Origin of the sequence: Microcystis sp. M_QC_C_20170808_M3Col (assembly GCF_007095505.1) — a bacterium.
Classification (GTDB): Bacteria; Cyanobacteriota; Cyanobacteriia; order Cyanobacteriales; family Microcystaceae; genus Microcystis.
This window is the reverse complement of sequence record NZ_SFBY01000373.1, coordinates 47,394-58,283: the sequence shown is the minus strand read 5'-3', so window position 1 is coordinate 58,283 and position 10,890 is coordinate 47,394. Positions and strand designations below refer to the sequence as shown.

Here is a 10,890-nt window from a genome sequence, read left to right as displayed (position 1 = left end):
AAGAGCTTTTTGTAAGTTTTTCTTTTCTTCTAAATCTAGGAAATCTTTAGCTGGCATAAGTAGAATTTTTCTCAAGTTACTATTTCTATTTTAGGTGGTTTAAGTGCGTTTTAGCTTACACGACTTCCTGTGTGGAAACGAGGTCTATACTGATAGAATATCCGCAAAATAGTCCTAAAAGTCTTGTCCAATAAGCACTTCAGGATTCCATAAGCAAAAATTATCACACAAAGTCGAGGAGAGCCCCATCTCTTGCCCATCTAACAAATTTACGCAGATCTTCAGAACGGGAACGGGGAGCAAACCGTCGAGGAACTGCTTCACGGGCTTCTGTAAGGCATATGGCAGGAACGTATAAATAAAAAGACTGATCACTGATAGGACTTAATCAGGCAAGGGGTTTAATCTATCCGATAATCAAGTCAACAGCCAAAAAAGCCATCAGCTTTTATTTATCTCGCCATTTTCTAGGCTCCTATGCCCTGATGCCCTGCTAACAGTCTATAATGACTTAAAATCCTTTTGGTGTGAGCAAATGGCTGTCCAACTGCAACAAGCTTTAGTGGTTGCTTCCTATATCTTGAAACAGCGTCTAGCAGGGAAAAAGCGTTTTCCCTTAGTTTTAATGCTAGAACCTCTATTTCGCTGTAATTTAGCCTGTACTGGCTGCGGTAAGATTCAACATCCCCCGGAAATCCTCCGCAATCATCTCACCCCGGCAGAATGTTTCGCAGCGGTGGAAGAATGCGGGGTTCCGGTGGTTTCCATCCCCGGGGGCGAGCCGCTTTTACACCCACAAATCGATGAAATTGTCAAGGGGTTAGTGGACAGAAAAAAATTCGTCTATCTCTGTACCAATGCTCTGTTATTGGAGAAAAGCCTGGATAAATTTACTCCTTCACCCTATCTTACCTTTAGCGTCCATCTGGACGGTTTAAAAGCACATCACGATCGCTGTGTGGATCGAGAGGGAGTATTCGATAAGGCAGTACAAGGGATTAAAGCGGCGAAAGCGAGAGGTTTTCGGGTTACTACTAATACCACGGTTTTTGAAGGCACAGAACCGCGAGAAATGCAGGAATTTTTCGATTTTCTCGCTACTTTGGGCATCGATGGCATGATGATTTCCCCCGGTTACAGTTATGAGTGGGCCCCTGATCAAGACAGTTTCTTGAAACGGGAGCAAACTAGAGCTTTATTCCGAGAAATTCTCTCACCCTGGAAATCAGGGCAGAAAAAGTGGAATTTTAACCATAATCCTCTCTTTCTCGATTTTCTCATCGGTGAACAAGACTATGAATGCACTCCTTGGGGTAGTCCTAGCTATAGTCTTTTAGGATGGCAAAAACCCTGTTATCTGCTCAACGAAGGTCATTACAAAAGCTTTCGGGAACTTTTAGCAGAAACCAATTGGGATAACTACGGTCGGGCCAGTGGCAATCCTCAATGTGCCGATTGTATGGTACATTGCGGCTACGAACCGACCGCGGCCATGGCAGCTTTTAAACTGGCTAATATGGGACGTGCCATGCAGAGTCTCATCGGAGTCTAATCTAAACTGATTCTAACCAGACGGCGGGGACTTGACTAGGGCGATCGGGTAATTGCATCCATCCCATTTCGCACAGACGAATTACCGAACTTAATTTTTCTACCAAAGCGGGATCGAAACGAATCCCGCTATAATTTTGACAGCGCTCTAGGGACTCTCCTAAATCTAGAGCTAGTCGGTCGCCTCGCGGTTGAGTTAATTCCTGAAAATAGGCTGATAATCCTAAAATTCTCGACTCTAGGCTGATTTCTTCCCCTTTTAAGCCGTTGGGAACACCGCTACCATCCCAGTATTCAAACTCATGGTAAATAATCTGTTGAATTGGGGCTAATTCGGGCATAGTGGCGAGTAATTGTGCGCCTAACACCGATCTATCCCGCCAAAATAACGCATTTGCTCCCTCTAACTGACTGGCACGCTGTCTAAAAACTTCGATCGGAGCCTCCGCTAGACCGATGCGGTATAATAAACCGGCTAATCGTAAGCGTCGCAATCTCAGGGTGGGTAAATCGAGCAATTGTCCCAACATTTCCGCTAAAGCGGCCACCTGTAGGGAAGCAAGGGGATTATCAATATCTCTTTCATCGACCTTTTGAGCCATTCTTAGAAAAGCTTGCAGTTTATTAGCGGCCAAATTTTTATTTAAACGGGATGCTTGTCCTTCTAAGTCGCTTAATTCTCGCGTTTGTCTGCTGACGGTGACTAACTGCTGTTGACTGGTTTGCAGATAGGTGACAATGCGAGAGACTACTCCCGTTAAATCCGTGGGAATGGGATTAATATTTTGACTAATTTCCTGCTGTTGTCTGCTTAAATCGGCCGCTAGACTGGGATTATAGGGATGCAGACGCTCAATTAAGATCCTAGCGGCTTTTTCGACTAAATCGCGATCAAATGTCCATAAACCGTAGAATTTTCGCTCCGTGTCTATTTGGGGTTGACTATCGGACCGGTATTCTTCTGGGGATAACTCATGACAGAGTACCATGGAGGCGTAATCGGGGGAAAGAATGATTAAATTCCACTCATTAACCAAACTATCGCTATTATCTAAGTTGACTAGCGAAACATTCTCTAAACTGCCGGTTTTATGCTCAGAAAAACCACTATCGGCCACGGCAGCGATCGCAATATGACGAGAAGAGCGAGCGATATCTAAATAGCGCTCTGCTTCCTGTAAATACCATTTTCCCTGTTGAAAGGTGACTAAGACCAGTGGTTTATTTGTACTATCTGAGCTGCTAGTTTGCAAGATATGATCTTCAAGAGCATGACAGAGGGCCACAAGGGTATTCTTAAAATAGACCCCGTAACTGCTGGGTAATCGTCCCGATGAAGCTATTTTTAACTGTTGTAAGCTGGATTCTACGGTCATAATTTCCGAATATTAGGGGGTTGGGGAAATGGGGAGAAGGGAGAGGGGAGAGGGGAGAATAAATAAAAGCAATCTCCTGTCTCCTGTCTCCTGACGACCGGCTCCTGACTGCCTCAAAGGGGTTTATTCTACCACCCAGGGAGTGATTGCGGGAGTCCAATTAGCTAATTCTGCATCGCTAAACCAGAGACTAACTTCATCTTTGGCGGTATCTGGACCATCGGACCCATGGATAAGATTGCGTCCGACACTAATGCCAAAATCACCGCGAATCGTACCCGGTTCAGCATTGAGGGGATTAGTGGCACCAATAATTTTTCTAGCGGAGGCAATTACTCCTTCTCCTTGCCAAACCATGGCCACCACGGGGGAGGAGGTAATAAAATCGACTAACGAACGGAAAAAGGGTCTTTCCTTATGAACAGCGTAGTGTTTTTCCGCTAATTCGCTAGAAACCTGCATCATTTTCAACCCAACCAGCGTAAAACCTTTAGTTTCAAAGCGTTGAATAATTTCCCCCACCAGATTGCGCTGCACACCGTCGGGTTTAATCATTAAGAAAGTGCGTTCCATACTGCCTCTTAAAATTTAGTCATCGAAAAATTGCGTCCGAAACCCAGATTAACCCGGAATGGCATCCTAGAGAATGGCAGAGTTTTCGCTTAAATTGCTGAGTTAGCTTGCTGTCCGATTTAGGGTTTGCGGCAAAAAGTTTTTCGTGGGTGTAGGGTGTGGGGTGTAGGGTTTTAGGGATTTTCAGGGGGTCAATTACCTAATTTTCAGGGAAAAAGTCCCTGAATTTTCCCCCCAATCACTCCCATCGCTGGCACTTTTGGATTGACAAAAAGTCTAAAAGTCTTATCGAACAATGTTTTTAGATTTATTCAGCAACCTCTAATTAATCTTCTATTAATATAACTTCGGTTGACGGAATTGATAAACATCAGCGATCACCTCTACCAAACCATTAGCAACGGATTCTAATAATCGATCGCCTTTTTCTTTACTTGCATTAGTAGCATCTCCCATCACTCCACTTTTAGTTAATTCCTTAGTTAACCAAGCAAAGGGTAATTTTCCCTCCATAGTTAACAAACTATTTTCTGGCAAACCTTGAGGATATTCTCGGACGGCCCGCTCAATTTTTACCTGTTCTGGCAGTAATGATAACATAATGCTAGTTTCCACATCTCCTGCATGAATACCGTATTCTAATTCATATTCCGAGAATAATGCAGCCGCATTGTGGGGAACTCGCCAAGTGAAAAAAGGAAATACTAAAAAATCGGGATATTGTTGATGAATATCCCTAGCGGCAATTTCCATAACTTGCGGTTGCCCGCCGTGGGAGTTCATTAATACTAACTTGCGAAAACCCGAACGATAGAGACTTTCAGCTATCTCTTGAATGAGGGTTAATAAGGTTGCTGCCGAGAGGGTAATCGTGCCCGGGAAAGACCAATGTTCGTTTGATTTTCCGTAGTAGAGACAGGGTAAAGCGAAAGCGGCGATGTTTGTATCTAATTTCTCGAAAGCTTTGCCTAAAACCCCTAAACTAATGGCAGCATCGACGGCAATAGGTAGATGGGGTCCGTGTTGTTCGATCGCACCGATGGGTTGAATAATTACCACATTTTCCTTATCCGGCATTGAATCTATATCTGTCCAAGTAAGATAGGGAAAATAACGATGTGGGGGAATAAAACCGTGCATCATAATTTTATTGGGGGTGAGGGATTATGGTTAGAGGAAAAATTACTGTTTATGTTGTAATTTTATCACTAATTCTTGGCAAGGTTGCCAATCGTCTTTATATAGCATTTATCTTAATGGTGAGGTACGAATTCTCTGGTTTTAGGGAACAGGCAACAGTAGCCAGTCGTCATCTTTATGAGAGCGGAATTTCCGTTCTGCTTGATTTTCTCGGAATACTGAACAGTCGCTTTGTCAATGCGGGTCGTCTGAAAAGAGCCGGTCAAGAATCTCTCAGTCACGAAACCATCTATCAAATGATCTATCAGAACTATCGAGATTGTGGAGAGCATCAAGAATACCTAGGCGGCCAGACGAGGAAAAAGAAAGAGTCGAAGCGGGGGGAAAAGTAAAAGTAAGCGTGGCGCGATTCCGGAGCGTGGCAGGATTGGCCAAGAACAAAACCGCATCGGAAATCAACCCTTGTCACCGAAAAACTTTTCCAAGAGATTCCCCCTGACAAAAGAAAAACCGACCCTTGTGACAAGGTCAAAGAATTTTGTGGACATCAAGAGTCTCGTGAAGAAACTAGGAGCAGATTTTTATTTTACTACTCCTTATCATTCTTGGGAAAGAGGATTAAACGCAGGGTAAGAGTATCTTAAATCCTTGACAAAATGAACTTTATCTGGTTTTCTTCCCCATACCCCACACTCCAACAAACTTTTTGCCGCAAAGCCTATGTAACCCTAAAGTTTTATTTACCTTCTCCTACTACAGATTGATAAAATCTTTCTAGACTTTCTACAGAGGTTCGATCGTTAAATACTGTATCGATATTCACTTTAGTATAATCTTTGATTGTTTGTCGCCATTGATTATCTAAACCTAAACGGATAGCAATTTCAATATAGTGATTTTTATCCGTAGCAATTGTCTCGGTTATGCCTAATTTTTTCAAGATAGCATAGGAATGTCGTCCGCGCATAAATTCCCCCGGACAGGTAACCACTGGCAGCTGACAGGCAATGGCTTCGAGGGTGGTATTTCCTCCCGACCAACTTAAGTTATCTAAATAGATGTCTGCTAATAAATTAAGCTGAAAATAATCATTTTGTTCTAGCTGTGGCATCATTACCCCGTAATCTTGCCAATTGAGTCCATACCTATTAAAAGCTTGACTTAATCTCGACTGAAAGCAATGGGTCACAAATTCGCTACGATGGCAGATAAAAATAAATTGGCTGTTGGGAACTTGTCGAGCAATTCTAGGAAAAATTTCGTCATTTTCTGGCAGATATTTAAATAAACTTTGACAGTTTAAATAGATGATTTTATCCTCGGCTAATCCCATATCTAAACGAGTTTTTCTCTGGGGAGGAAGGGAAGGTTTGGGATAGGCAATACCTAAATTAGATAAGCGAATTAATTTTTCACTGTAGTGATTATCTCCCTCCGCGGGTTCCATTAATTCACTGGAGATAAAATAATCAATGGTTGGTAATCCTGAGGTGATTGGATGTCCCCAAGTTACACATTGTACTGGAGCTAAACGCAATCCTGCTAGTTGGGTAGTACGAGCATCCATACCAATATCTAAATAAACCAGAATATGTAACTGATTATCTAAAATATGTTGGGCAATTCTTTCCATATTAACTAAATTATCAAACTGATAAAAATAATCACTTTGCTCTTGATATTCTCTCGTAAACTTATCGAAGGTCTTATTAATATCTATTCCATAACAATAAATTTCAAATTGTTCTCGATTTCGCCACTGCAACCATCCTTGAAACAGTTTCGCTACCGTGTGATGACGCAAGTGAGCAGAAATATAGCCAAGGCGAATTTTTCCCGTAGGCATGGTTAGGTTTTTCACCCAATTAGGAAAGTTAACCGAGGCTATTTTATAAACTAATTTCCCATATTTTTTTTGTACTTCTAAATCATTTTTAGCCTGATATTGAAGATAAAAATTAGTTCTTAATCCAATACTTTTCCAAGCATCCTGTTGTTGATTAGTAGAGGTTAAATCAAGATTGGACAAGATATTATCTAACCGTTTCTCGTAGTTTGATCGATATAGCATAATATCTGCTTGAGTTGGGTAAACTATCGGCATTAACCGCATTAATTCTAATTTCAGAGATAGGTGATCGGGAAGATACTCTAAAGCTGATTTAGTTGCTTGAATTGCTACCTCGATCGGATAATTATTTTGTAGTAACCAAATTAGGCGCAAATGTAAATCAATATTTTTTGGATGATAGCTAATACCTTTTTTATACACTTCCAAAGCTTGTTTTTCTTCTTTGAGAATGAGATGGCAATGGGCGCAATTTAAATAAAAGTTGCTATCTTCTATTTTAATTACTAATAATTTTTGATAATAGTTTAGTGCTAACCGATAGAGTTTTCTTTGATAAAAATAATCACCTGAGTAAATATCGGCAATTTGTTGGTCAGCTTGCAGGATTTCCCAAAGGGAGAGATTTTGACTAATTTCTCGTCTATCTCCTGCCAGTTGTTGGGCAGTTTTATAAGCATTTTTTGCTTCTGTCCAAGCTTGTTTAACTAAATAGACATTGCCTAAATTGATATAAAAAGGATAAAAATCCGCTTGGCTATTAATTCCCTGCTGATAGAATTTTTCGGCTGACTCTAGCTGACCTAATTGATAAAATAAATTACCCAGTTTATTATAAGCATCGACAAAATTAGCATTGAGATCGATCGCTTTCTGATAAGCTGATAAAGCTATATCTAAACGTGATTGTTTTTCTAGCACCCTAGCCATGGTATAATGATATAAGGCTTGATTTTCCTCTAATTCTATGGCTCGTGCTAAACAGTTAAAAGATTCTGTTAGTCGGTTAATTATATAGTATAAGTATCCTAAATCGTGCCAGATGTAAGCTAATTGTTCACGCCAAGATAAAATTCTTAAGTAAAAGTCCTCAGCTAAAGTATATTCTTGCCGATTAATTGCCTCTTGCACCTCTTGAAGACAGGAGTTTATCACCGTCAGGGCATAATTTTCTATTTCTTCATCCCCTTCTATTTCTTCTAATTCTAGCCACTGGAGATAGATTAATTTAGCTTTGGCAAACTGCCAGCAATCGAGATTTCTAATTATCTCTTTTTTGAGGAGCATAATTAAATCTTGACTAGACTCTGATTGTAATAGCCAAAATAACCAAATTTCTTGCGCTGTTGCTTGCTGCTCTAGCAGCAGATAAGCTAATCCCAGATAGGGATAATAATCAGTCACTTGCGGATGAACCGCGAGTGCTTGTTGACAAAATAACAATAATTGATTATAGTCTCCCGATGCTAACATTAACTCGATCGCTTGTTGGTTATCACTGTTGATCATTATCTTTGACTCTCGTTGCTCTAATTCCACAATACCCTCGATCGAGCTTCGGGTAACATCTTGGACTTATTGAACTTAACTAGCGATAGATTCGAGGATTTATTGGCTCTATTAAGGCAGAAAATCCTTATTCTACCCTGATTTTCCACTATCTACCGCCCTAGCCAGACAAATAATTTCTCGTGCAGATAAGAATTATTCTCAATAGCTGTATAATGGGAAAAGACAAGCCAAGAATCTAGCAATGAACGATAAAATAACCCGTAGAGTCTTTCTAGGCGCAGGAACAGCCACCTTAGCGGTAGCAGTGGGTCAATTAGGGAAAATAAACGAAGTTTCCGCCCAAACTAAACAATTAAACCTCTATTCCTCCCGTCACTACAACACCGACCGACGATTGTATGACAACTTCACCCGACAAACGGGAATAAAAATTAACCTCGTGGAAGGGGAAGCAGACCCATTAATCGAACGGATTAAAAGCGAAGGCAGCAATAGTCCTGCCGATATACTCCTGACGGTAGATGCGGGGAGACTATGGCGCGCCGACCAACAGGGAATTTTTGCCCCCGTCAATTCCCGCATTCTCACCCAAAGAATTCCTGCTAATTTGCGTCACCCCAAAGGTCACTGGTTTGGGTTTAGTAAACGCTTGCGGGTAATTATGTACAACAAAGACAGAGTTAACCCCAGAGAAATCGATTCCTATGCAGATTTAACCAATCCCAAATGGAGAGGAAAAGTCGTCACCCGGTCATCCAGTAACATCTATAGTCAATCTTTTACCGCTTGGTTAATCGACATCCAAGGGGAAACGGCCGCAGAAAAATGGTGTCGGGGATTAGTGGCTAATTTTGCCCGTCCACCCCAGGGTAATGATAAGGCACAAATCGAAGCTGTAGCCGCAGGAATTGCCGATTTAGCCCTAGCTAACACCTATTACTTAGCGGGGTATGCCGAAGAAAAAGACCCCGCTAAACGGGCAATTTATGACCAAGTAGGCGTAATTTTCCCCGACCAAGCAGGCCGCGGCACTCACGTTAATATTAGCGGTGGTGGTTTAATTAAAACCGCTCCCAATCGAGAATCGGCAATTAAATTTTTAGAGTATCTTTCTAGCAATGAAGCACAGAACTTTTTTGCTAAGGGTAATCGAGAATATCCCGTCGTTCCAGGGGTTGCTTTAGACCCTTTCCTGGCAAAACTCGGACGCGGTAAAGAAGATACCGTTAGCGTGGCTAATTATGGTCCTAATTTAGCCAAAGCAGTACAGGTAATGAATCGCGCCGGTTGGAAATAAGTTATCAGTTATCAGTTATCAGTTATCAGTTATCAGTGATCAGTTATCAGTGATCAGTTATCAGTGATCAGTTATCAGTGATCAGTTATCAGTGATCAGTTATCAGTTATCAGTGATCAGTTATCAGTGATCAGTTATCAGTGATCAGTCAGCAATTCTCATTTTAAGGTTTCATGACATTAAAACCCTTGCACCTAGAGGGGTTAAAATTCTTTAACGAATCTCTAGGTCGCTGAAACAAGGCAAAATCGTTTCAAAATGAGAATTGCTGGTGATCAGTTATCAGTGATCAGTTATCAGTGATCAGTTATCAGTGATCAGTTATCAGTGATCAGTTATCAGTGATCAGTTATCAGTGATCAGTTATCAGTGATCAGTTATCAGTGATCAGTTATCAGTTATCAGTGATCAGTTATCAGTTATCAGTTATCAGTGATCAGTGATCAGTGATCAGTTATCAGTTATCAGTTATCAGTTATCAGTTATCAGTTATCAGTTATCAGTTATCAGTTATCAGTTATCAGTTATCAGTGGGAATTATGAATTAAAATCGAGAAAAGCCTCAACTCCAATCCCCGCTTGGGATTTACTTCGACCAAGCCCAAAATCGCTGAAACCCAGATATATCAAGGAAAATCATAAATCGAGGTTAACCCTTTGTCCCGTCATGGTTTGAGCCTTTTTTGCTGACCGAAAACGCCTAAGTCCCAATAGCTAAAAGCTGATTTAAGATATGAATCTTCTTGTGTGTGGTTTTTAAAACCCAGAACCAAAATAACTTTTGGATACGATGCACACTTGGCATTCATACCTCGATTCAGCAACGCCACTGATGACTGATTACTATTCACTGATGATTGCTATGTTAAGGCAATTGAAATAAAACCGAGAGATTATTAGCTGGCATAGGAATTACTTCTAACAATTGTAAACCTCGATCGCTCGCTTCTTGCACCACATCTTCTAAATTCCTAACTCCCCAAGCAGAGTTTTGAGAACGGAGAGAAAAATCAAAGCTTTCGTTACTAGGAGAAGTATGTTTTCCCTGTCGTTTATAGGGACCATAAAGATAGAGAATTCCCCCCGAACTGAGAATGCGACTCGCTCCCGTCATTAAAGCTAAACAAGCGGACCAAGGAGCGATATGAATCATATTAATATTAACAATGGCATTAATAACGATATTTTCCGTCTCTACAGCCCAAACTGACTGATGAACATCGATAAATAGGGGGCGATCGAGATTAGAACTAGGACAATAATCGCACCAACTGCGAATACTATCTAGAGCCAGCGGGTTACAATCCGAGGGAATCCAACGACAAGGAGCAAGACGAGGAGCAAAAAAAACAGCGTGTTCACCCGTGCCGCTAGATATTTCTAAGATATTCCCAGTCTTCGGTAAAAATTGGCTGAGAACTTCTAAAATCGGCTGACGATTGCGTTCTGTTGCCGGAGCGTATTGACGTAAATCAGACATAATTAGGGTTTGCGGCAAAAAGTTTCTCGTCGGGGCAGGGTGTAGGGTGTGGGGTGTAGGGTTTTACCCATTTTCATGCAACAGGCAAAAGGGGGAATAAATAATCAGTTTT

Annotated in this window: 7 protein-coding genes and 1 pseudogene; 3 read left to right on the top strand and 5 right to left on the bottom strand. The window is 41.2% G+C overall.

The genetic code is table 11. The features are described from left to right. Positions 1-535: 535 nt before the first annotated feature. Positions 536-1,552, top strand: coding sequence for an adenosyl-hopene transferase HpnH (hpnH, locus tag EWV84_RS17295; protein ID WP_286826385.1), 1,017 nt, complete (start codon positions 536-538; stop codon positions 1,550-1,552). A gap of 1 nt (position 1,553) precedes the next feature. Here hpnH and EWV84_RS17290 read toward each other — a convergent pair whose 3' ends face one another. The 3 genes from EWV84_RS17290 to EWV84_RS17280 all read right to left on the bottom strand — a co-directional run bounded on the left by EWV84_RS17290 (position 1,554) and on the right by EWV84_RS17280 (position 4,643). Further along, on the bottom strand, positions 1,554-2,927 hold the full coding sequence (locus tag EWV84_RS17290) for an HD domain-containing phosphohydrolase (RefSeq protein WP_287079001.1): 1,374 nt from the start codon (positions 2,925-2,927) through the stop codon (positions 1,554-1,556). Between the two features lie 123 nt (positions 2,928-3,050). After that, on the bottom strand, positions 3,051-3,500 hold the full coding sequence (gene ndk / locus EWV84_RS17285; protein WP_002780036.1) for a nucleoside-diphosphate kinase: 450 nt from the start codon (positions 3,498-3,500) through the stop codon (positions 3,051-3,053). 336 nt (positions 3,501-3,836) lie between these two features. Continuing rightward, on the bottom strand, positions 3,837-4,643 hold the full coding sequence (locus EWV84_RS17280) for a creatininase family protein (RefSeq protein ID WP_286826387.1): 807 nt from the start codon (positions 4,641-4,643) through the stop codon (positions 3,837-3,839). Positions 4,644-4,783: 140 nt separating this feature from the next. On the opposite strand from EWV84_RS17280, the pseudogene EWV84_RS17275 reads away from it, so the two are divergent. Continuing rightward, positions 4,784-5,264 (top strand): annotated as a pseudogene (locus EWV84_RS17275) (transposase family protein); the annotation flags it as partial. 112 nt (positions 5,265-5,376) lie between these two features. Here the strand turns inward: EWV84_RS17275 and EWV84_RS17270 are convergent. Continuing rightward, positions 5,377-7,998, bottom strand: a complete 2,622-nt coding sequence (locus EWV84_RS17270) for an O-linked N-acetylglucosamine transferase, SPINDLY family protein (protein WP_287079000.1) — start codon at positions 7,996-7,998, stop codon at positions 5,377-5,379. 244 nt (positions 7,999-8,242) lie between these two features. Between EWV84_RS17270 and EWV84_RS17265 the strand changes: the two genes are divergently transcribed. After that, positions 8,243-9,298: a Fe(3+) ABC transporter substrate-binding protein gene (locus tag EWV84_RS17265; protein WP_287078999.1), complete on the top strand. Its 1,056-nt coding sequence runs from the start codon at positions 8,243-8,245 to the stop codon at positions 9,296-9,298. A gap of 865 nt (positions 9,299-10,163) precedes the next feature. Here the strand turns inward: EWV84_RS17265 and EWV84_RS17260 are convergent. Next, positions 10,164-10,778, bottom strand: coding sequence for a DUF938 domain-containing protein (locus tag EWV84_RS17260; RefSeq protein WP_286826395.1), 615 nt, complete (start codon positions 10,776-10,778; stop codon positions 10,164-10,166). Between the last annotated feature and the right edge of the window lie 112 nt (positions 10,779-10,890).

Excerpts from the sequence above, each read along its gene's own strand:
- EWV84_RS17260 (WP_286826395.1), bottom strand. The coding sequence starts at position 10,778 with ATGTCTGATTTACGTCAATACGCTCCGGCAACAGAACGCAATCGTCAG.
- EWV84_RS17270 (WP_287079000.1), bottom strand. The coding sequence starts at position 7,998 with ATGATCAACAGTGATAACCAACAAGCGATCGAGTTAATGTTAGCATCG.
- EWV84_RS17280 (WP_286826387.1), bottom strand. The coding sequence starts at position 4,643 with ATGATGCACGGTTTTATTCCCCCACATCGTTATTTTCCCTATCTTACT.
- hpnH (WP_286826385.1), top strand. The coding sequence starts at position 536 with ATGGCTGTCCAACTGCAACAAGCTTTAGTGGTTGCTTCCTATATCTTG.
- EWV84_RS17265 (WP_287078999.1), top strand. The coding sequence starts at position 8,243 with ATGAACGATAAAATAACCCGTAGAGTCTTTCTAGGCGCAGGAACAGCC.
- ndk (WP_002780036.1), bottom strand. The coding sequence starts at position 3,500 with ATGGAACGCACTTTCTTAATGATTAAACCCGACGGTGTGCAGCGCAAT.
- EWV84_RS17290 (WP_287079001.1), bottom strand. The coding sequence starts at position 2,927 with ATGACCGTAGAATCCAGCTTACAACAGTTAAAAATAGCTTCATCGGGA.